Genomic DNA, 22,242 nt, shown 5'->3' with positions numbered 1-22,242 from the left:
GATGAGAAAACCATGAGCGAATATGTTCTTCGCACCACCAATCTCACCAAAACGTTCAAAAACGGCATCGCTTTGGATAAGGTGAATCTCTCGATCAAACGGGGGTCCATTTACGGATTCATCGGGCAAAACGGAGCCGGCAAATCCACGCTCATCCGCATCGCCGCGGGGCTGGCCTTTCCGACGGAAGGCTCAGTGGAGCTGTTCGGATACAGCGGTCCTGCGGAAACAAACGAGGCGCGCAAACGCATCGGGTCCATCATTGAAAGTCCGGCGCTGTTCCCGCAAATGACGGCGGAGGAGAACGTCGAAGCCAACCGGCTTCTGCGGGGCATTCCCGGAAAAGATATCGTCAAGCGATCGCTCGAACTGGTGGGCCTGGAAGGGACCGGTCGGAAAAAGGCGAAAAACTTCTCGCTGGGCATGAAGCAGCGTCTGGGCCTGGCGATCGCCCTGCTGGGTGATCCGGAATTTCTCATTCTGGACGAGCCCACCAATGGGCTTGACCCCATGGGCGTCGTCGAAATGCGCGAGCTGCTCAAGCGGCTGAACCAGGAACGGCGGATCACCATCCTGATTTCCAGCCATATTTTAAGCGAGCTGCATCTGCTGGCCACCCATTACGGCATCATTCACCGCGGCGTCCTGCTCGAGGAGCTGACGGCCAAGGAACTGCAGGAGAAATGCCGGCAGTTCATTCATATCAAAGTCAACGACCCCGCCGCGGCGGCATCGGTCCTGCAGAACCGTCTGGACACCACGGAATTCGAGATCATGCCGGACGGGTCCATCCAGCTCTACGATCATTTGGAGCATCCCGGGCGCGTATCGACCGCATTAGCCGCGTCCGGCCTGGAGATCGAGCAGTTTATGCCGAAAGGCGAAGACCTGGAGACGTTTTTCACGAAACGGATCGGAGGTGTGCAGCCATGAGCAACGTCATCAAAGCGGAATGGTTCAAGCTGCGCAAGGACCTCTCGTTCCGGACCCTGCTCCTATGCATTGCGGCGGCCGCCATCGTGTATCCCCTGCTCGTCATCATGGACCATACCGCCGGCGAGCCGGAAGTCACGAGCCTGGAGTTTATGCAAAATGTGCTGGCCGGCAACGCCTATGTGCTGAAGTTTTCCGCCGCCCTGCTGGCCGGTTTCTTTATTTCCAGCGAATATTCGACCGGCGTCATGAAATGCATCGCCTCTTCCGGCAACAGCCGGATCCGGCTGTTCGCCGCAAAGCTGCTGGTCTTCACCGTTGGTACGGCCTTGCTTGCGCTCACCCTGCCTGTGGTAGCGACAGCCGTGATGGTGATCGCAAATGGGGACGCGGGATCGTTACCGCTTCCTTTTGTACTGCGAGCCCTGGGATTTACCGTACTCTATGCGGCCGGATTCGCCGGCATTGCCGCCTTGTTTTCAACCTTGCTGACCGACAGCGGCAAATCGATCGGCTTCCTGTTTATCCTGTTCCTGCTGGCTGATTCCCTGTTCGCCGGAGCCGGAGGATTCATTCCCTTCATCGGCACGCTGTACGACTACTCCATCTTCAAACTGGTCAACAACGTGCCGATCATGGAACGAAGCGGTGGACAACTCAGCGCCATGGTCGTGGTTCCGGTCGTTTGGTTCCTGATGTTTGGAGCTTTGGGCATTCTGGCCTTCCGGAAGAAGGAGATTAAGTAAGAAGCAGCCCCATACCAACAATGAGCTGCAAGGTAGTGAAACTATTTTCGCGGGAAACCATCTAACCAAAGGAGGCGGACAAACGATGCTCTACATCACCATTGTCGCTGTCGCCGTAATTGCTCTGCTCGTCGCCCGCCTCCTGCGGATGCGCAGGGAACTTCGGCGGATAACCGCCCAGCTGAAGAGCTACAACGAAGGCAAATCGGGCAAAAAAACCGATTTGTCTTATTACGAAAAAGATCTTGAATCGCTTGCGGTTGAAATCAACCGTCTGATCGACCGGGTGACCGAAAGCGGCGCCCTGCAGCGCCGAACGGAAAACGAGCTGAAGCAGGCGATCGCCAACATGTCCCACGATATCCGCACGCCGCTGACGTCGATCTTCGGCTATATTCAGCTGCTTGAGGCCGAGGACCTCAGTCCCGAAGAAAAGCATGCCTACTTAAGTGTGATCAAACACCGTTCGCAGCGTCTGCAGGCGCTGCTGAACGATTTCTTCGAGCTGTCCGTGATCGAGTCCACCGATTACGAGCTAAAGCCGGCACGCATTCGTTTCGTCCCGGTGCTGCAGGACGTCATCATGAGCCTGTACGACCAGTTCACCGACTGCAGTATCACCCCTCTGCTGGAGTTTCCTGAAGAGGAGGTCATCGGGTTCGCGGATGAGTCGGCCGTCAAACGGGTCATCGAAAACCTGCTGCTCAATACGATCAAGCACACGCGCGGCGAAGTCGGCATCGGGCTGAAGCGGCAAAATAACGAGGCGGTATTGGTCATCCGCAATGATGCCCCGCATCTCGCTGGCACCGATCCCTCCCTGCTGTTTGACCGGTTCTATACAGCCGACCAAACGCGCTCCGGTAAAGGGACCGGCCTCGGCCTGTCCATCGCCCGCAGCCTGATGGAGAAGATGGGCGGCCGGCTGTCCGCCGAGCTAAGCGGGGACGTGCTGACGATGACATGCCGCTGGGAGCTTACCACCGGCGGGATTTCGCAGGGAACGTCGGTTACCTGAGAGAAGATGTTATAATTGAAAATTCACATATTGTAATTGAAAATTCACATATTGTAATTGAAAATTCATATGAAAAAGAACCCCTTGGAATAGCATTCACTGGCGGGCCTCAGCCCTCCTGCCTCCAAGGGGTTCTTTGGTTTGAGTAAATTTGGCGTGGATCCGCGCCAGAGGATGGCGCCCGTATCGATGCTGGCCGCCCCGGCGCGAAATTTGCTCGTATGAGCGGACCGCGGGCAGACTGTCGAAGCAGGCCCCCATAGCGAAAATTCCGTTTGCAGATGCACAGCGGTCGTGCCTGCTGTCCCGATTGTCAGGGCGAGTTCTGCTGTTAAGCTTCCGGCGGACAGTCATAGAAGCTGCGAGCCCTAGCGCGAGTTCCGCTTACGGGCGGCCAGCAGGCGGTCCATCGCTGCGGACCGCTCTTCCTCCGGCTGCGGCGGGCTTTGCGCCACAGCTTCCTTGCCCGGCCCGGCCTCCGGCTGCCGGGCTGTTGGCGCCCGCGCGGCGGCGAAGGTGAAGCCGCCGGGCGGGACGCCCCCGAAGCCGGACGCTCCGCTCCGGCTTCCTGCGGGCTGCGCCCGCTGGCGCCGGCCGCGCCGCGCTCCGCGCGCGCCTGCGGCGCCGGTGCCGGCGGCCCGGCAGAGCGGCCGCCGTAGAAGGCGGTGGTGCGCTGCTTGCGCGCCGCCAGCCGGCCCAGGCCGGCGTCCGGGGCCTCCGCCCCGCCGGCCGGTGCTTGCCGCCGCCGCAGGATGGCGGCGGCCCGCGCAGCGATGGCGCCCCATGGGAGCGCCAGGCGGCGGACGGCAATGTCCGCCACCCACAGCACCAGGGCCGCGGCCAGCAGCGCATAGCTCCAATCATGGAGCTGGCGGCTCGGCTTGGCTTTGGCGGCAAATACCTGCTCCGGATGGTCCTTCGACAGCATCCGGCCGCCGGTCAGCTCAGCCAATCGCTGAAGCCCCTGATCCGCATTCCCGTCCGCAATCCGGTATTCCGGGGAGTAAGGGACGACCAGCCCGGTGCCGGGCGCAGCCGGCTTGCCGCTGCCGCCGAGCAGCGTCATCAGATACGAACCGGACTGGTCCACCGGCAGCTCTCCGGTATAGCTTCCCGGCGCCTCCTGAACGAGATCCACCTTATGCTCCTGCAGATCATCCCCGGTAATGACCGCCTGCAGTTGATCCGTGCCCGCCGTATCCGCTTTGACTTCAAAACGGACCCGGTTCCCCTCGATCTGCGTGCTTACCTCATACGGGGAAGCCGTAAACTGAGGGAAGGTCCACTTCACCATCTGGGTCACGACATTGGAGAAGGCGGGCCAAGCTACCCAGTCCTTCGACCATTTGCCCATCAGGTCGCTTGTCCAGGCGACGGTTCGGCCGGATCCGTACTGCCACCTCGCCAGCAGCGGGTCGGGCTCCGGACTGGTCAGCACCGTCTGCGCCCCCTGCTTCGGCGTCGTGGCGACATAGCCGTAAACTTGCGGCACGCCATTTTCGAACAAAGACGTCCAGTCCCCGCCGTTTTGCAGTGCCGGCACAAACGGCTTGTCCACAATGTAGGACTTGGACATCATCGCGGCTTCGCGGCTGAAAATCGACGGTATCGACGAAGCGTCATCCACAAAGTAGTATCGGCCCTTGGCCTCATCCGCCAGCGACTGCAGCAGATTGACGTCCGCATCCATTCCGACCGCAACCGTGGACATCGTGATTTTGCCGCCCTTCATTTGCTCGATCAAATCGCTGTATCCGCCGTTTCCGGCCGACTGTCCGTCGGTCATCAGAATGATATGCTTCCGCTGGGCCTTGACCTTCAGCATTTCATCTACAGCGGACGCCGCAGCCGGGTAAATATCGGTCCCGCCATCGCTTTGGATGGATTGGATCTGTGAGATGACATCCTCCTTGCCGTTCGCCAGGGGCTGAGGGGTCACGACCCACCACGGCTGGGAATCAAAGGCGAGCACGCCGACCGTATCCTTGGATCGCAGCATTTCCACCGTACGGATCGCCGCTTCCTTGGCGAGCTCCATTTTGTCCCCGCTCATGCTGCCCGAACGGTCAATGACCAGGATCAGACCGAGGGACGGGATCTCCCGCTTGCCCTCCAGCTCCATGGAGACGGGGAGCAGCTTTTCAATCGGCGTCTTGAAATAACCGCCCATGCCGTAACTGTCCTCGCCACCGGCCATCATAAAGCCGACCCCATAGGTGCGGACAGCCTGTTCGATCATGGCCATCCGCCGCTCGCCAACCTGGTCGCCGGATACGTTGTTAAAAATAATGGAATCATACGCTGCATATTTCGCCGGCTCCAGCGGCAGAACACTCGGATCGATCCGCTCATACTGAACCAGGCCCGATGAGAGAGCCGACGCAAGATTGGCTGCGTTCCCCTTCTCGCCTTCCACGATCAGCACCTTGGGCGGACCTTCCACCCGGGTAAAGGCATATCCCGCATTGTTGGCCGACTGGCGGTCGCCGTCCATGAAAATTTCGGCACGGTAGCGGTGAAGTCCCGTTTTTTTCGCCAGCCCTTTCACGGCGTACCGGTTGTCTCCCGGGGTCACGTCCACCGACTCGCGTCCGATCTCGGCGTTGTCTTCATACAGCCGGAGCTCACCCTTGCCTTTATAGGTGCTCCGCACCAGTACTTCAATATAATAGGACTCTGCTTGGTAGAGCTTCTCCGGGACGTTGACTTCCTCCACGGAGACGTCCTGCTGTTCGGACGAAGGCATCTCCAACACGTCAACCGGGATGTCCTGGTCCTTCAACAGCCGTCCAGCCGACAGCATGCTGCCGACATTCTCCTCCCCGTCGGTGATCAGGACGATCCGGGAATCCGAGCGGCTGTCCAGCATGCTCCCGGAGAGCATCATGCCGGCTTCCAGATTCGTGTATTCCCGCTTCAGGTCCGCATTCAGCCGAAGGGAGCCCGGGAGCTCACGGGTCTCTTTTTGCTCAACAGCCGCGTCCAGACCTGTGGATACCACCGCGATGGCGTCCTTCGCTTCCTTGCCTTTGGCCGATTGTCCAATAAACGCTTCGGCGCTTTCCGTGTCCGTCATGCTCATCGAGCGGTCAACGACATATACGACCTTCTTTTGGTGCAATACAGTATAAGACTGCAATCCGGACAGCATCAGCACGAGCAGCAGCAGGATCACGGAACGGATGGCGATCGCCCAGGTTTTGCGGCGGCCGGCCAGGCGAAAGTCCGATTTGTACGCATACACCATCAGAAGCGCCAGCGGAAGGAGCAAGAGCAGCAGCCAAGGGTGATTAAATTGAACGCCCACGCTGGTACACCCCCCATTCAGTCACGATCATCAGCAGTACGACGGCGGCGGCCAGCCACATGAGCGAGTAGCGGCTTTGACCGATTTTCCCATCCGTTCCCGGATTCCCTGCCTGTTCTCCGGCACCTGTCTCAGCCCTGCCTGTATCGTCTTGGCCCGATTTCAAAACAACCGGCTTAGAAGAGGCAAAGGTTCCCTCAAAAGGATCGGCAGCCGTCTCCACCAGATAGCTGGTGGTGTTCCCCTGACTGTTTCGCTCTTCAAAAGCATACAATCCGGGTATTTGCGGCGCCGTCTGCAGGGAGGATATCGCCCGCTCCCGTTTTTGCACCTCCGGAACCGGCGCTCCCGCACCAGGTACCCCGGTATGCTGCACCTTCCATTCCGCTTGCTCCGCATCCGCTGCGATCGGCACCTCCAATCCCGATCCGGCTGTTACCCTGCCTAGACCCGTACCTTCGCCTTCGTTCAGCCAAGAAACCGCGTTATGGACGAGGATCGGAAATTCCGCCGACAGCGGCAGATCCGTGTCCTGCAGCCGGAACAGAAACGACAGCCGCGGATGTCCCGCTTCCTTGCCTGCATATATTGCCGGCGTACCGCCGATCGTCACCAGCTGCTCGGCCCAGGCCGGCAGCGGTTCCTTGTGCAGCTCGCCCACGTAGAGGCCTTTCAGCGTGATGTACCGGTTCACCGGATGATCGGATACTTTAGGCTCCTGACCGTTCACCTTGACTTCCGGACCGCTGCCGCCGATCGACCACAGCGGGGTCTCTTCAAGCAGCTGCTTCCAGGAACCTTCCTTCGTAAATGCAGGCGCCTGCCCGTCCACAACGATCAAATCCGGCGGATCCTTGGGAACCTGTGGAACAGACGCAGCGTTCCCTGAATCCGCCGTTTTCGCGGAATTGCTGGGCTCTTCCGTTGTCATCCGGGTCACCTGCGCTCCGGTCAGCTGCAGCGCCTTTTCCAGAAACAGATTGCCCGGCGTCAGCAGCAGAATGCTCGGCTCCCGGCTGCTTTTCCCAAAAGCGTAAGCTGCGTTGTCGGCGGCATATCCGTCATCGCCATCCAGCTCAATCCGGTACACGTCAGCCGGCGGCAGAGACTGCAGAACCAGCGTGGCGCTGTGCCGGGTAAGATCGGCCGATTCGGTACGCAGCAGCTTGTTGTCCCCATAAATGCGTACATCGACCGGCGCATCCCATGTCCCGCTCGAGCCGAGCACAGCCACCGCATCATTACCTTCCTTGCCCTGCTGAATGCCAAACTGCTGGATGGCGGCATTTTTCACCGGACCGTTTCCAACCAGGACTGTATGTGCAGGAACTTCAAACGTCACCTGGTCGCTGGCGCCCTTCCATTCGCCGTCCGTAAAAAGAACAACCTCCGCGTTCTGCTCCTCCCGCGTAAGCGCAGAGGCCAGCGACAGCGTCTCATTATACGCCGCCTGACCGTAGTAAGGCGTGAGACCGTCGATCGCATCCTGAACGCGCTTCGCATCCTTTTCCCGGGAAATGATCACGTCGGGCTCGGATTTCATGCTGAGCAGGGTGACCTCGCTGCCGCGGGCATGCTTCTTCACGTACTGCTTCATCTCGGATTTCATTCGTTCGATCCGCGTCTCCTGCGGCTCCTGGGAAGACTGTTCTGCATTGCCGGCTGGCGGCGGCGCTATTGCACCCATGCTCCCGGATGTATCAGCAACGAAGACGATGTGCCCCCCGCTATTTCCGGATACCCACAGATAAGGCTGCAGCAGGGCAAAAACGAGCAGCGCGGCGGCAAGCAGCTGCAGCCACAGCAGCAGACGGTTTTGCAGCTTCTGCCACGGGCGGTTGGCTTCGATATTTTTCAGCACCCGGTCCCACAGCAGGTGGCTGGGCACGGTGGTGTCTATAAACTTGCGTTTGAGCAAATACATCAGCAGGATCGCCGGTATGCTGAGCGCAAACCACAGCCCTGCCCATGAACCGATTCCCACAATGCTTCCCCCTTTCTCTGTAAGCCAAGCTCGTCAAGCGATGACGAGACCTGCTTCCGCCATTACGCCAAACACCGCCTTTTGCAGGCTCATATCTGTCGAAACCCGGATGAAGGTCATGCCGCGATCTGCAGCCAGCTTCATCAGGTATTCCTGATACCGTTCAAGCTCGTCCTGGTAGGCCCGTAACACTTTGCCGGTAAAGGCGATATCCTTCCCGGTGCCCAGCTCGCTGTCGATCAGCCTTAGGTCGCCGCTGTAGGCCGGGGCGATTTCCTCCGGGGCCAGCACCTGAACGAGTACGACCTCCTGCCCCGCCCCTCTTAGCCGGCTCAGCATCAGCCCGAGATCCTCCTCCCGTTCATCCAGCCAAAAGTCCGAGAAGATCCAGGTCATCCCCGGCAGTCTGGGCATCGCTCCCGGTGCGCCGAAGGCGGCCGCCAGGCTTCCTTCTTCTCCGGGGGCCGCGTCCTGAAAAAACCGAAACAGCCGATGGGCCGCCCCGCGTCCGCGGAGCACCGGCAGGCGGGCGTCGATCTGGCTGCTGAAGCAGCAGGCCTGCAGCCGTTCGTAAGAGCACAGCGCAACATATCCGATGCTGGCGGCCAGCTGCTTCGCATACCGCAGCTTGGAGGGAATCGCTTCATTTCCATTCCCCTCCCGTCCCCGGGTCCCGCCTGCAAAATCCATCGATGCCGAGCAATCCACGTACAGGCTGACCATCAGCTCCTGCTCGTCCATAAACTGCCGGACGAACGGTTTGCCTGTCCGCGCATACACGCCCCAGTCGAACCTGCGGATGTCATCCCCGGGAGCGTAAGGCCGGTAATCGGCGAATTCGAGCGAAGAGCCGAGCCGGCTGGAGCGCCGCTTGCCCTGCAGGGTACCGGCCACACGCTTTGCAGAGCCAAGGCTCATCCGCTCCAGCTGGACCATCCAGTCCGGGGGCAGCAGGTATTCCGCGCTCATCCCTGCGCCTCCGTCCGCTCGAGCATCTCGCGGATCACCTGGTCCGTCGTAATGCCCATGGCCTGGCCTTCAAAGTTCAAAAATATCCGGTGCCGCAGTGCCGGCACCGCGACGGCATGGATATCGCCGGTGGACAGGTGCATCCTGCCTTGGCAGACCGCCCGGACCTTCCCCGCCGAAATGATCGACTGGATGCCGCGCGGCCCCGAACCAAAGCGAACGTACTTCTTGATTCCCTCAGGCGCCGTCGCCTCTTCCGGATGGGTCATCATCAGCAGCCTGGCCGCATAATCCAGCACTTCATCGGCGACCAGCACTTCCCTGGCTCCCTGCTGGATTTCCAGCAGCTCAGCGGCACCGGCCTGCTTCCGCACCTCCGGCTGGCGGTTCGTCGTTGTCCGCCGGACGATTTCCTTCAGCTCCTCGCTTCCCGGATATGGCACGAGAATTTTGAGCAGGAACCGATCCAGCTGGGCTTCCGGCAGCGGATAGGTCCCTTCGTTTTCAAGCGGGTTTTGCGTCGCCAGGACGAAGAACGGCTTCGGCAGAACGTGCGTCTCGCTGCCAACCGTCACCGTTTTCTCCTGCATCGCCTCGAGCAAAGCGCTCTGCGTTTTCGGGGTCGCCCGGTTGATCTCGTCCGCCAGCACGATGCTGCTGAAGAGCGGCCCGCGCTGAAAAGACATCGAGGTTTCCCCCTGACGGCCGAAAGAAATGACCTGCGTCCCCGTAATGTCGCTTGGCATTAAATCCGGCGTAAACTGGATGCGCGAGAACGACAGGTCGAGCGTGTCGGCAATCGTACGGACCAGCATCGTCTTGCCTAGGCCGGGAATGCCTTCCAGAAGGGCATGGCCTCCCGCAAAGATGCACCACAGCATCTGCTCGACGACCTCCTGCTGGCCAACGATCACCTCGGCGATCTGCTCCCGTACCCGGGATATCGTCTCTTTCCAAGCTTCCGGTTGAATTTGCGTATCCAGCATTAGCCTTCCTCCTCAATTGTAGATCAGGGATTCGGATTGATTCCCGTAAAATATTCCTCGACCAGGCCCTGCATCTGCTGCGGCAGGTCGCTGCGCCCCAGCGACTTTTTAGCCTCGGCCTCATATTCTTTGTATACTTCCTCGTAAGGACGGCTCGCTCCCTCGACTCCCGGAGCCACGCCGCCTTTCTGGACCGTTCCGCCGCCGCCTTGAATCGGACCTTTGTCCGCCTGCACGTTCCCTTTGCCGGCGAATTCGCGCGGCGTCGTGACGAGCTCGCGTCCGCCTTGGCCGAGGCCTGCGCCGGAACCTCCCGGCCCCTGGCCCGAGCCGCCGCGTCCGGATCCGCCCTGGCCGGCGCCGGAACCGGATCCGCTTCCGGATCCATTGCCGGATCCCTGGCCGGGACTATTACCTCGGCCCGCCCCGTCAATCGGCTCCGATGGATCGCCTCCGCCGCTGTCCGAAGGTTCGCCCATCCCGGCCGAATCCGCCAGGGCCAGCTGTTCCGCCGCGCCGCCGGTGGCCCAGGCATCCGATACGGGCATGCCGGCCGCCGTCATCTGCGAAGCCAGGCCGAGCCCCTGAGATGCCAGGCTTGCGGCCAATGCCGCAGCGGCGTCGGATTGGCTGGAAGACGCCTGGCTCGCGGCAATCGCTTTGGCCAGCTCATCCTCCAGCCCCTTCAGCGCTTCGTCCAGCTTGGAAGGGTCCGTGCCGGCCAGCGCCTGCTCCGCCTTGTTGAGCGCTTCTTGAAGAGCCTTGGTGTCCTGTTTCTTCCCGGCCTCTTCGGCCATCTTCTTCAGAGCCTCCCGCAGCTGCTCCTTCTCTTCCGGCGACAGCTTCTGGATCTGCTGCTTCAGCTGGTCCAGCGCTTTTTTCATCGCAGCCTGATCCTTCTGCTCCAGGCTCTTCCCGATGGAAGACAGCTGGGGCGTCTGCTGCATCTTCCGGCCCAGCTCCGACAGGTTCTGCGCCTTCTCTTCCTGCTGTTTGGCCGTCTGCTCCATCGCCTTCATCGTTTTCTCCAGCTGCTCCAAGGCACGGTCCGGATCTTTGGTCCCGTCCAGTTCCTTTTGCAGCGTCTTGAGGTGGTCGTCCAGCGGTTTTTTCGCCGTCAGATCCAGCTTCTTCGTTTCGAGCTCTTTCACCAGATCCTCCGTTTTCTTTCGCTGCTCCTGAACCCACTGCTTCTGCTCCGCCGCTTGGGCAAGCTTATCATCCATCGGACTTGGCAGCAGCGCCAGAGCAAGGCATACGGCAAGCCCCCCGCCGCAGCCAGCCCACCACTTCGTCAGCTTCGGCATTCTCAGCCTTGTCTTCATCTGCGCCGCAAACAGGCGTCCGTATTCGGCCGCCTGGGTCCGCTGCCATCGAGCCGCCGCCGAATCGTTCCCGGCAAAAGACAACGCGGTCACCATCATGTCGCTTCGCTCCGCACTGCCGCTGGCGAGATCCATCGCTTCAGCCGCTTCCTTCACACGGATGCGGTGCAGCAGCCCGGCAGCCAGACCGGCGGCCGCTCCTGCTACCGCAAGCCCGGCAGCCGCCAGCTGGTAGAAAGGAATCGGCCACAGCCTGGCGGCGAGCAGGAGAAGCAGCGCTGCGATCAGTCCGCAGGACAACCCATATGCCAAATACCTCAGCATTCTGAAGACCTGCAGACGGGCGCGGGCCCGGTGGATCGCCTGCATGATCGGGTCCATAGTTTCCACCTCCTTTTTAATGGATAAAATACTCGGCCAGTGTCCTTATCATCCCGTCCTGCTTTCTTTAAATCCCGTCCAGTACTTACTTCACGGGCTCCATCGTTGCTCCGCCATCCGTGCCGTCTGTCTCTGCCTGCTTCCTTCTACGGCGAACCGGGCGAATCCGGCGGATGCTGATCCAGAGCGACACGATGATGACCACGCTGTACACCACCACAAATTCCTGCCACAGCTGAATCGGCGCATCCGCGTTGAGCGTCGTTCCCCGGACGAGGAAAGCCTGTTTGGAAAAGCTCGGTTCGAATAAGCTGATCAGCGCCGCCGCCGGATTCAGGCCAAGGATATAACCAACCCAGGAGTAATCCGGCTGCAGCACGGATTGTGCATTTTGTCTCTGAACCAAGCTCAGGGCGAACAGATACAGCAGTCCCGTCAGCAAAAAGATGCACAATCCCACGCCATAAGTCACGATCACGGAGATCATCGTCCGCTTCAGCAGCGTGGAGAAAAGAACCCCCAGCGATCCCAGCATCAGCATAATGAACAGATAGAACAGGAACAGTGAGACCAGCTGATTCAGGGAGATGCCGCCATACATAAATACGATGCTGTATACCGGCAGCGTCGCTACCACGATCAAGGCCATAAAGCTGAGCGAAGATACCAGCTTGCTCAAAATGATCGTCGACGAGCTCTGTTGGGTGGTTAACAGCATGCTGAGCGTCTGCTTTTCCCGTTCGCTGCTGATGACGCCCGCCGTCAGGGCCGGTGCCATGAATGCGATCAGCACCAGCTGGGCAAAGCTCAGCACATAGAACATGATCTGGCCCATGCCCGAGTTGAATCGGGTCTGCCCGCCGCCGTTCCCGAGGTACATGCTGACATAGATAAAGCCCAGGGCGATCAGCCCGAGAACTAAAATATACACCATCAGGGAAATCGCCGACCGGGGGGTCCGCATCCGCAGACGGAATTCCTTATCCAGCACGGGATTGATCCATTTGCGCGTCCAATTCATGTCGCGGGCCCTCCTTTCGTAATTTCGAGGAATACGTCTTCCAGATTGGTCTGCGCCTCGTGAAACGACAGTACGGGGTAACCCCATGTGACGATTCTCTGAAGCAGGGCTCCTTGATCCTCATCCCCACCGCCGAAATGAACATGGATGCCGGTGTTGTCGGCAAGCACGCCGCTGACGTAAGGTTCATCCCGCAGCCGTGCCGCAAGCTCCTCTTCCTTATCCAGCGAACGGATGTGAAGCACTTTTTTGACGCGAAGACGATTCTGGATATCGGCCACCCGGCCTTGGGCGACCATTTGCCCGTGCTCGATGACGCCGATTTCATCGACCATTTCCGCCAGCTCGGGCAGGATGTGCGAGGAGATGATGATCGTTTTGCCCATCAGCTTCAGTTCCTTCAAAATTTCGCGCATTTCGATGCGCGCCCGCGGGTCAAGCCCGGATGCCGGTTCGTCGAGAATGAGCACCTTAGGGTCATGCACCAGGCATCTGGCCAAGCACAGCCGCTGCTTCATCCCCCGGGAAAGACTGTCGACGTAAGTGTCCGCTTTGTCGCTCAAGTTGACGAGCTCCAGCAGCTGGGGAATCAATTTGTCCCGCTCCCCGCGCGGGATGTTGTAGCTGGCTCCGTAAAAATGCAGGTACTCCGTCGTTTTCAGCTGGTCATAGACCCCGAAGAAATCCGGCATGTAGCCGATTCTTTTGCGGACCTCCTTGGGGTTTTCGGTTACTTCAAAGCCGTCTACCCGCGCGGTGCCCGAAGTGGGCAGCATAAGCGTGGCCAGGATCGACATCGTCGTCGATTTGCCGGCCCCGTTCGGACCGACGAATCCAAAAACGGTTCCCTGCGGAATGTACATATTAATATCTTTTAACGCTTGAAAGCTCCCATAAGTTTTCGTTAAATGTTCGATTTCGATCATGGCTTCTCCGCCCCCTTCAGACTGATCTCCGGAAGTTTCAACTGGACGTGCTCCTGGGCTGTCAGCATCAGGCGAATCCGGCCGCCCGCCAAGTATTGTTGGACGTTCTTTTCAGCCTTCCACTGCTTGGTGGCATCCCAGGTTACCGGGTCCCACGTCTGTTTGTCATTGTTGAAAATCCGGTATTCCGTTTTCTTCCCGGGGTTGTTCGCACGGAGAGTCAGCACGGCAGAGGCACCCTGCTTCAGCGCAGGCACCGTGTACTCGAAGGTGATGCTGCCTTGGTCCATTTCGGTGGTTCCGCTTGGATCTTCATACCATCCCGGCGACGATATCTGCGTAACCTTCGGCTGAATAAACCCGAAAGGAATGTTGAGCTTTCCGTTCTGCGCCCAGTCAATGGAAACGGGCTGTGCCCACAGGTTCAGCTGATTGCCTTCCAGCTTCTTGCCCTCCATGGTGTAGCTGACCAGCGGATCCTTACTCCAGGCCATCACGTAGGAGCCTGACTGATACCATGCCGTGTTCGGAACCGTGGTCATCAGAATTTCGCGTTCCCGTGTAAATTCGTCCGCCTGGCCTCCGGTAAGGTTGCCAAAGATTTGGTTGGCCATATTGTACGGATTAACGGCGGTCGGTTTACTGGCACCCGATAGAGGCTTGGTTTCCCCTTTGCCGAAGTCGCCGAGTTCAAACAGGCTTCCGCCTAACGCCAGCACCGCATGATTCAGATTATAGGATGTGTTGTTCGTCACCTGCCCTCCGATATTCCCCTTGGCATCCAGCTGGATCTTCACATCGAACTGGCCGACCTTCCGGTTCTCCCGGCGATTGGACCATACCTTCGCGAGGGACCACTGCGGCATATCACTCAAGGTCAATCGGGTCGACTGATCACCGACCTCCACAAAGCTGTTCGAACGGTTCGAGCTGCTGAAAGCCCCGTTGGTCCGATCAACCGTCAGATAGGTATGTGCCGGAAAATCAATCGTGAACTCCCCGCTCCGGGGCGTAAAGAACGCCGAAGCGCTGACCTCCGAGGCATTGCCCTTGCCGTCCAGCTCCAGCATGTTGATGGTATGGGCGAGCTGTTTGGTTTTATCTGCCGCTCCGATCATGTAGACAGTGCCGCTGGCGATAACCGCGATGAGCGGAATGATCCACCAGGCCCATTCGCGCTTGTCGGCCCTTTTCAGAATCCAGTACAGCACCGGCGCCACAATCACGGCATAAACGATGAGCAGCCAGGCCATGACTGGAAAAGACGGCATTTTGAGCGAAGGAAAATAATCCAGTACGTTGATGAGATTGTACATCTGGTTCTGCATCATGTTGAATTTGTTGTTCGGCTGATTGGACAGCGCCAGGTGATCGCGCAGCAGATACGACCACACCGACGGATGACCGCTCCAGGAAGCCAGCGGTTCCATCGACAAATCGTAGGCTGCATACAGCACGGTGCCCTGCTCGACTTGGCGGGAGGCGATCAGCGGCTTGCCGCCGGCCTGATACATGACCTCTCCTCCTTCCACTGGGGAAGCGTCGGAGAGCGTGAGCTCACCGCCCAGCTCCAGCGGCTTGCCGCCCAGCTTGGCGAGCTCTGGAAGGGATGATGCCGTGTAAGTGCCCGTATACTGAACCGGGGCAATCTGCTCGAAAGCGGCGGCCGACTTCGGATATGCCGCACCGCCGGCAAGGACCAGCTCGCCGCCGGAACGCACCCACTGCTCTACGGCTGCGGCCTGCCCTTTGGACAAGGTGTCCGAGGCAAAACGGTTCAGCACGATGACGTCAAGGCTGTCCAGCAGCATCGGATCCTCGGGCAAATCCGTGCCTTTCAGCGGCAGAACGTTCAGGTCATACCCGCTGCTCCGCAGCACGTTTAGAAAATTCATCGTGTCGGGGTCCTCCGACAGAACAGCCACATTGGAGGCCGTCACAGGCATGCCTTTCAAATAAGGCGTACCGGAGCTGAAGCTGACCCGCTTGCCCTTTTGGAAAGAATTTTTATAAAAGCGGATTTCATTCGTATCCTTGGTGAAGTTGTCCCCCGGAACGCCCATGATGACGACCTTGGCCGTACCCTTCGGCAGTTCGACGTGCTGGACGTAAGTGGCGGGAGCCAGTCCGGTGTCGATCTGGATAACCAAATCTCCGGAAATATCCTGGCTGCTGGTGAGGGTGAATTTGACGGGATTCCAGCTGCCCATTTTCATTTTGCCGCTGTAGCCGATTTCGGTTTTCAGCGAAATGGAAGGGTCATCCTCCGCATGCGCGGTGGCGCCCCATCCAGGCAGGAGCAGCAGCACCCATATGGTAAGCAGCACTGGAAGTACGATCCGCCTTATGTAACGTCGAAATGATTGCATGATTGTCTCCTCTCTCTTCTCTCAGGCTTCTTTGGTCATTCTACTATAGGGATGCGGCGAAATTGGTAAAATATTTTCATAATTTTGGATAAATTGTCCGAACTGGGCTAAATCGACAAAAAAATCCCGCTCCATGAAGAGCGGGACGGACATACCTACAGCTTGATGCGCACGGTGATCCCCATAGCTCTATGTCATTCATCCTATTGACGAACGCGATGGGGTCAAACCCTGCATCCTCGTCACATCTCCTGAAAACTAGCGAGCCGCTTCTCGTACGCAAAAAGCCTTTATTCATTTTTTCAATAATTCATAGACACTGGCTGCCTGCGCTATAGTTCGCGCCAAGGGTGCCTGTCTATTGTGGGTTACCCGTTAAAAACGACCGTCTTGTTCTCGTGCACCAGAATGCGGTCCTCGATATGCCATTTCACCGCACGCGCCAGCACGACACGCTCGATCGTCCGGCCGATCCGCTTCAGCTCGCTGACATCGTCACGGTGGCTGACCCGCTGAACGTCCTGCTCGATGATCGGTCCCCCATCCAGTTCCTCCGTCACGTAGTGCGCGGTCGCCCCGATGATCTTCACCCCGCGCTGATAGGCTTGGGCATACGGTTTACCGCCGACGAAGGCCGGCAGGAACGAATGGTGGATGTTGATGATCCGGTTGCGGTAATGCTCGATAAAGAACGGTGAAACGATCTGCATATACCGGGCGAGGATGATCACGTCGATGTCACCGCCCACGACTTCAAGCTGGCGCTGCTCCGCTTCCTTCTTCGTATCCGCCGTCACCGGAATGTGATGGTACGGAATGCCGAACGATTCCACATATTCCTTCATATCCGGATGGTTGCTGACCACCATGGCGATTTCGGCATCCAGGTCGCCGGCCTGCCACTGCCACAGCAGCTCGACCAGACAATGGTCTTCCTTGGATACGAAAATGGCCAGCTTCTTCTTACGGCTGACGTTCTGCATTTTCCAATCCATCCGGAAGGTCGATGCCACTTCGCTGAATTGGCTTTCCAGCTCCGGCAGCCTCTTCTCCAGCTCCGGCAGGTCGAATTCAACGCGCATAAAGAACATGCCGCCTTCCGGATCCATCGTATATTGGTCCGATTGGACGATATTCGCGCCGTGTTGATGCAGAAAATGCGATACCGCCGCCACAATCCCCGGTCCGTCCGGACATGAAATCAGCATTCTTGCGCGGTTGGCGTGCGCACTTCCCGTGTTGTTTTCTTTTTTGACGTGCAATTCCATGTGTAAATCCATTCCTCTCTCTCGTGTTCTCTCTCTTGAACCGTATGGCCCCTCTGTGATTCCGCTCGGCTTACGCCAAAATCCCTTTACCCGCAAACCAGGCGGTCAGGCGCAGATTGATCTGCTCCTCGCTGAGCTCAGGGAACAGTCCCGCTTCCATAATCATGTCGTACAGACGCTCCATCGGCTCGCGCGGATCGGCCTTCTTCGCCTTGGCGTCGGTTTTCAGCACATTCCACACGTCCAGCACATATTGGCGTGGATCGACTTCCTGTTTGCCAAAGAAGGAATGCAGCTGTTCAACCTGGCCGAGGAACTCAGAGCCGAAACGTTCGCCGACATTGCCGCGAAGCAGCGCAATCTCCACCTCGTACATCGGCCGCTGCGTCTTCGCATCCTTGCCGATCCACGGCGTTTCCAGAATGAACGGGAGCCCTTGCAGCTTCTCGTGGTGGACAACGCGGTTGATGGCGTCAAAGCCGATCCAGCCGGATCCGATGGGCGTATGACGGTCTTTGGCGGCGCCGCGCGGATTTTTGCTGTCATTGATATGAACAACGCCGATCCGGTTCAGACCGATGATCCGGTCGAACTCTTCCAGCACGCCATCAAGGTCGTCCACGATATCATAACCGGCGTCATGAATATGGCAGGTGTCCATGCAGATCGTCAGGCGTTCGTTGTGCTTCACCTTGTCGATCATGCGGGCGATTTCGTCGAACGTGCGTCCCATCTCCGTGCCTTTGCCGGCCATCGTCTCCAGCGCGATATGAACCTCCGTCTCGTTGGTTCCGTCGAGCACTTCATTTAAGCCGTCGGCGATGCGCTGAATGCCGTATTCGGCATCCATGTCGGTGTAGGCGCCGGGATGCAGCACGATGTTTTTGACCCCGATAGCATGGGTCCGGCGGATTTCCTCTTGTAAAAAGTTTACGGCGAGCTCAAACGTATTCGACTTATAAGAGCCGAGGTTAATAATGTAGGGCGCGTGAACGACGATTTCGTCGATACCGCTCTCCTTCATTTGGGCTTTGCCTTCTTCGATGTACATCGATTCAATGGGCTTACGCCGCGTATTCTGCGGTGCGCCCGTATATATCATAAACGAACTCGATCCATAGGTGTCCGCTTCTTTGGTTGCAGTTAACAGGCCCTTGTCCGAAAAGGACACGTGAGAACCAATTTTGAGCATGGTTTATCCCCCTTAAACGAATTATCCCTTATTTTATCGTGGATAATGAAATAAATCTATAAATGCGTTATAATTCTAAAGAATGGAATATAACTGCGATAAACGATTTATAGAGGTGAAAATATGCATAGTTCACTGGGCACAAAGTTGCTGACTGCAACGGCGCCGTCCAACACGTTTATGAATTCCATATTTGTGTGGGCCATCATTTTGCTTGTGTGCATGGTGATCGGCGGATATTTTATGATCCGCAAATTTCTGAAGGTGCTGCCGAAGAATGACGGCAAGTCCAAGCTGGACTGGCAGAATTACTGGGTCGAAACCAGCCGGCATCTGTGGACGGACGAATCCAAGGCGTTTCTGGACAAACTGGTGAAGCCGGTACCGGGTCCCTTCCGGGATATCGCCAAGCATTCGATTGCAGCCGAAATCGGAAAAATTGCGGTGGAGAGCGGAGCCAAGGAAGTAACGCAGGATCACTGCATCCAAGGATATATCAAAGCAACGCCAAAACGGGATAATAAATTCCTGGTGGCCTTTCTGAACAAGAACCAAATTGACTATACGCCTTACAAGCATCTGATGGACAAATAATCCGCAGCTGGGACCGGGTTTTCAGGACCTTTTCCGAAGACCCGGGAACGGGAAATAGAATAGCGCTTTATAGAAGGAACACCCCCGTGCAGGAGTGCTCACATTGAAGAAATGGGTTCATTTCGACAGTCTGATCTCTGCCGGGGGTTATTTATATACATATCATAAAATGAAATCAACTTCGGAGGAGAGGATCGGATGAGAGTCGCCATTTGCGGAGGTACCGGCTTTATCGGCAGCGCGCTGACGGAGCATTTACTTAAAAACGGACATGAGGTGACCGTCGTCACCCGCAGGCTTCCGCCCGATCATAAACGCGACCCTAGGCTGGTGTTGTATACGTGGGATGAGATTGCGAGCCATCCCGAATTGATGGAGGGCATCGATGCGCTGGTCAACTTGGCCGGTTCTTCATTAAGCCAACGGTGGACCGCCAAGGCAAAGGACAGCATTATCCACTCCCGCCTCACTACCGTGGCTGCCGTCGCCAAGCTTGTGGAGGCGCTGCACAGCAAGCCCGGGGTCGTCATCCAGGCCTCTGCTATTGCCGTCTACGGCACCTCATGGACCAACACCTTTGACGAAAACAGTCCGAAACGGGTCATGGATTTTCCTTCGGATGTCGTCAGCCGGTGGGAAGACGCCGCCGATAGCATCCAGGGTGTGCGGCTCGTCAAGCTGCGCATCGGTGTCGTGCTTGGAAATCAGGGCGGAGCCTTCCCGATCATGCGCCTCCCCTACAGGCTAGGGGTCGGCGGCAAAATCGGCAGCGGCCGGCAGTGGCTGTCCTGGATTCATCTGGAAGACATCGTCCGGCTGATCGAGTTTTGCATGACGCATCCGGAGGCCGAGGGGCCGGTAAACGCCACGGCACCTGAGCCGGTTACTAATGATCAATTCGGGCAAGCCGTTGGCCGTGCGTATCATCGGCCTCATTGGTTTCCGGTACCCGCCGTGATGATGAAGGCCGTTCTTGGCGAACAATCCTTAATCATCTTGGAAGGCCAGCGCATTCTTCCGGCCAAGGCGCTCGAGCTGGGCTTTAAATTCCGGTATCCCCGCCTTCAGGAGGCTCTGAACGGCCTTGCCAACGAGCAGGGATAAACGTTCTACGAGGGATCTCAGGATACCTTGAACGTATAGACTCCACTGATGATGGTGAAGGTGTCCCCATCTTTCAGCGGATACTCCTTGTAGGGCACCATAGGCTCTCCATGCAGCTTGCTTCCGTTGCGGGAGCCCAGATCCTTGATCAGGTATCCGCCGTCCTTGCCTCTGGCCAGCTCGACATGCGCACGTGAGGTGCCTGTTGAGACTTCTACATACTGGGCAACCTCTTCCGACCTTCCGATCACGAAGTGCGGCAGCGTCAGCTCGATCCGTTCGGAGGGGCGCCCCTCCCCTTCGCGAATCAAATAATAGCCGGGACTGCCGGAGCGTCGGCTTTTCCCTCCAGCAGCACCATCCACAGGCGCAGATAGAAGTACAGTCGCATTACTTCGTCCGGCACCGGACATAGCCTGTCCTTCCTTCAAACGGAAATCGTGTCCGGCGCTTCCATCCGATCCAGCATGCTCGTTGGCCGCACATTCAACCCCGGGTGCATGGATAGCCTCAGCCTCAAGGTGGCTCCACAGACGCTGCCGGATGTCCGAATAATGTTCCCGGTCGGCCGAAGTTTCCCGACCATCCCGATCTTCCCTACCATCCCGTCCTTCCTGTCCGATTCCAACTCCAGTCCCCAGCCCGAGCCCCTTTTTGTTAGAGCCCACCGCCGAGTAGCTGGGTCCGCTTGTCTCGCTTGTCCTCTGCCCTCCTCCCCTCAGCTCAATACCTGTTGATGCTGCAAGTAAATCCTGCGAAAACTTCCACTTCCAATCCGGTTCCGCATCCTCTGTTCCGTGATCGTCATCATCGCGATCCTTTCGCCTGCTGCCTTTGCCGAACCAGCCGGTCAGCTGCTCCACCTGAAACCGTGGGATTTTCTTTCGTGAAGCCGCATGGCGATCATCGTCGATTTCACCCGATCCGAAATCCGGGATTTCTCCTTCCATCGCTTGCTGCACAGAACGGCCCAGCTTTAGCTTTCCAGACCAGCTAAGCCAAGCCGCCACACCAAGCAGAATCGTCAATAGGACACTGATCATCAGCGAGCTTGCCGTAGGTTTCGGCATATAAATCATCCGCCAGATCACGGCGGCACACAATAGACAGCCCAAAGCAATATAAATCTTTCCACCAGACTTTCCGTTTGCTTCCCGCTCATCCTTTGCGTCTAAGGCATCGTCACGGTCTGGATTCCGGTTCCAATGGTCAAACGCTTCCTGAAGCCCGCCCACTCCCGGAAAGGAGTCCCTTTCGGGACTCTGTCGGTCTGCCTGCCGCATCGGCATGAACCGCAGCCGATCCCCTTCGGCTGCCCGGGCATTTGTTCTTGCCGTCTGAAAAGGAACCCCGCTGCCCGCTGCAGAATCTTCTACTTCTCTTATTCCTTTTCCCGAAACACGACTGCCACCTGGCAACCCTTGTCTGTCAGCCTGCTGAATATGATCCTGATACCCTTCTAACGGCTGGCCGCCTCCCGGATGGTCAGCATATCCATGTCCATCATCCTCCTCGGCGGTTAACAGTTCGAGCAGGAGCTTTTTAAAGCCGGAGACCGAAAAGTCCTCGCCTCCGGTGAATTGAAGCAGTCTTTGAACACCGTTTCCCTTCAGCTCCTGGACCGTGGCCATCAGCCGCGTGACTAATTCCTTCAATCGGATTCGCAGCGGCTTGTCCTGAAACGGCTCCTCTAGTGGAACATATGTAAAATAAAGCGTTCCCGAGTGCAGGGATCCGTCAACGAAGATGTAATCCTCGTCCAGCACATACTTATCCAGCTGCAGCATGTAAGACTTGCTCTCTTCCAGCGTCCCGGCCACCTGGCACAAAAGCCCGTAATAATCCGGCATGCTGAGCTTCTCTCCCCTCAGCATATGGGACAGCATCTTCTTGCCTGTAATGTCATACTGGAGTGTTACCCGGAGATCCATCTCCTTCAGGCGCAGCGGAAGAAATCTGGCAATTCGGGATGCCGAAATCATAGATAACTCTATGTTGTTTAACTCATCGGGACGGTACCCTTCAGCAGGGCCAATGACCATAAAGGTTCCGTCATGTTGAATAAAGTCACGCATCAGCGACTCCAAACCGGTGTTCACCTCCAAAAACCATCTCTAGA

General features: G+C 57.8%; 16 protein-coding genes. 5 read left to right on the top strand and 11 right to left on the bottom strand.

The annotated features are described in order from the left end of the window. Positions 1-12: 12 nt before the first annotated feature. The 3 genes from MKY74_RS08670 to MKY74_RS08660 all read left to right on the top strand — a co-directional run bounded on the left by MKY74_RS08670 (position 13) and on the right by MKY74_RS08660 (position 2,697). On the top strand, positions 13-933 hold the full coding sequence (locus MKY74_RS08670) for an ATP-binding cassette domain-containing protein (RefSeq protein ID WP_076173449.1): 921 nt from the start codon (positions 13-15) through the stop codon (positions 931-933). Beyond that, positions 930-1,679, top strand: coding sequence for an ABC transporter permease (locus MKY74_RS08665; RefSeq protein ID WP_076173450.1), 750 nt, complete (start codon positions 930-932; stop codon positions 1,677-1,679). Before MKY74_RS08670 ends, MKY74_RS08665 begins: the two co-directional genes overlap by 4 nt. Before the next feature lie 85 nt (positions 1,680-1,764). Then, positions 1,765-2,697: a sensor histidine kinase gene (locus MKY74_RS08660; protein ID WP_076173451.1), complete on the top strand. Its 933-nt coding sequence runs from the start codon at positions 1,765-1,767 to the stop codon at positions 2,695-2,697. A gap of 331 nt (positions 2,698-3,028) precedes the next feature. Here MKY74_RS08660 and MKY74_RS08655 read toward each other — a convergent pair whose 3' ends face one another. The 10 genes from MKY74_RS08655 to MKY74_RS08610 form a co-directional block, all read right to left on the bottom strand. Further along, complete coding sequence (locus tag MKY74_RS08655) at positions 3,029-6,004, bottom strand: VWA domain-containing protein (RefSeq protein ID WP_341011921.1); 2,976 nt, start codon at positions 6,002-6,004, stop codon at positions 3,029-3,031. Beyond that, positions 5,988-7,988 (bottom strand): vWA domain-containing protein, encoded by a 2,001-nt coding sequence (locus tag MKY74_RS08650; protein ID WP_076173453.1) that lies wholly within the window; start codon positions 7,986-7,988, stop codon positions 5,988-5,990. Before MKY74_RS08650 ends, MKY74_RS08655 begins: the two co-directional genes overlap by 17 nt. A 33-nt stretch (positions 7,989-8,021) precedes the next feature. Next, entirely contained in the window at positions 8,022-8,957 is a 936-nt protein-coding gene (locus tag MKY74_RS08645) for a DUF58 domain-containing protein (protein WP_076173454.1), read from the bottom strand. Continuing rightward, a complete protein-coding gene (locus MKY74_RS08640; protein WP_076173455.1) occupies positions 8,954-9,943 on the bottom strand; it encodes an AAA family ATPase in 990 nt (329 codons plus the stop codon). The genes MKY74_RS08645 and MKY74_RS08640 overlap by 4 nt, the downstream gene beginning before the upstream one ends. A gap of 23 nt (positions 9,944-9,966) precedes the next feature. Continuing rightward, a complete protein-coding gene (locus MKY74_RS08635) occupies positions 9,967-11,649 on the bottom strand; it encodes a phage tail tape measure protein (RefSeq protein WP_076173456.1) in 1,683 nt (560 codons plus the stop codon). Between the two features lie 85 nt (positions 11,650-11,734). Continuing rightward, a complete protein-coding gene (locus MKY74_RS08630) occupies positions 11,735-12,670 on the bottom strand; it encodes an ABC transporter permease (RefSeq protein WP_076173457.1) in 936 nt (311 codons plus the stop codon). After that, complete coding sequence (locus tag MKY74_RS08625) at positions 12,667-13,596, bottom strand: ABC transporter ATP-binding protein (protein WP_076173458.1); 930 nt, start codon at positions 13,594-13,596, stop codon at positions 12,667-12,669. The genes MKY74_RS08630 and MKY74_RS08625 overlap by 4 nt, the downstream gene beginning before the upstream one ends. Further along, positions 13,593-15,965 (bottom strand): DUF7408 domain-containing protein, encoded by a 2,373-nt coding sequence (locus MKY74_RS08620; RefSeq protein ID WP_076173459.1) that lies wholly within the window; start codon positions 15,963-15,965, stop codon positions 13,593-13,595. The genes MKY74_RS08625 and MKY74_RS08620 overlap by 4 nt, the downstream gene beginning before the upstream one ends. Before the next feature lie 368 nt (positions 15,966-16,333). Beyond that, a complete protein-coding gene (gene purU / locus MKY74_RS08615; protein WP_076173460.1) occupies positions 16,334-17,233 on the bottom strand; it encodes a formyltetrahydrofolate deformylase in 900 nt (299 codons plus the stop codon). 70 nt (positions 17,234-17,303) lie between these two features. Further along, the gene (locus MKY74_RS08610; RefSeq protein ID WP_076173461.1) at positions 17,304-18,425 is read right to left on the bottom strand and encodes a deoxyribonuclease IV; all 1,122 of its coding nucleotides are present in this window, start codon (positions 18,423-18,425) and stop codon (positions 17,304-17,306) included. Positions 18,426-18,548: 123 nt separating this feature from the next. Between MKY74_RS08610 and MKY74_RS08605 the strand changes: the two genes are divergently transcribed. After that, entirely contained in the window at positions 18,549-19,019 is a 471-nt protein-coding gene (locus tag MKY74_RS08605) for a DUF2621 family protein (RefSeq protein ID WP_076173462.1), read from the top strand. A gap of 198 nt (positions 19,020-19,217) precedes the next feature. Beyond that, positions 19,218-20,123 carry a TIGR01777 family oxidoreductase gene (locus MKY74_RS08600; protein WP_076173463.1) on the top strand — a complete coding sequence of 302 codons (906 nt, stop codon included), beginning with the start codon at positions 19,218-19,220 and terminating at the stop codon, positions 20,121-20,123. Positions 20,124-20,140: 17 nt separating this feature from the next. Here MKY74_RS08600 and MKY74_RS08595 read toward each other — a convergent pair whose 3' ends face one another. Then, entirely contained in the window at positions 20,141-22,222 is a 2,082-nt protein-coding gene (locus tag MKY74_RS08595) for a DUF6382 domain-containing protein (protein WP_144025478.1), read from the bottom strand. Between the last annotated feature and the right edge of the window lie 20 nt (positions 22,223-22,242).

The sequence above is a fragment of the Paenibacillus sp. FSL R5-0378 genome (genome assembly GCF_038009285.1).
Classification (GTDB): domain Bacteria; phylum Bacillota; class Bacilli; order Paenibacillales; family Paenibacillaceae; genus Paenibacillus_AQ; species Paenibacillus_AQ favisporus.
The sequence above is the reverse complement of the archived record's forward strand: the minus strand, read 5'-3'. Positions and strand labels throughout refer to the sequence as shown.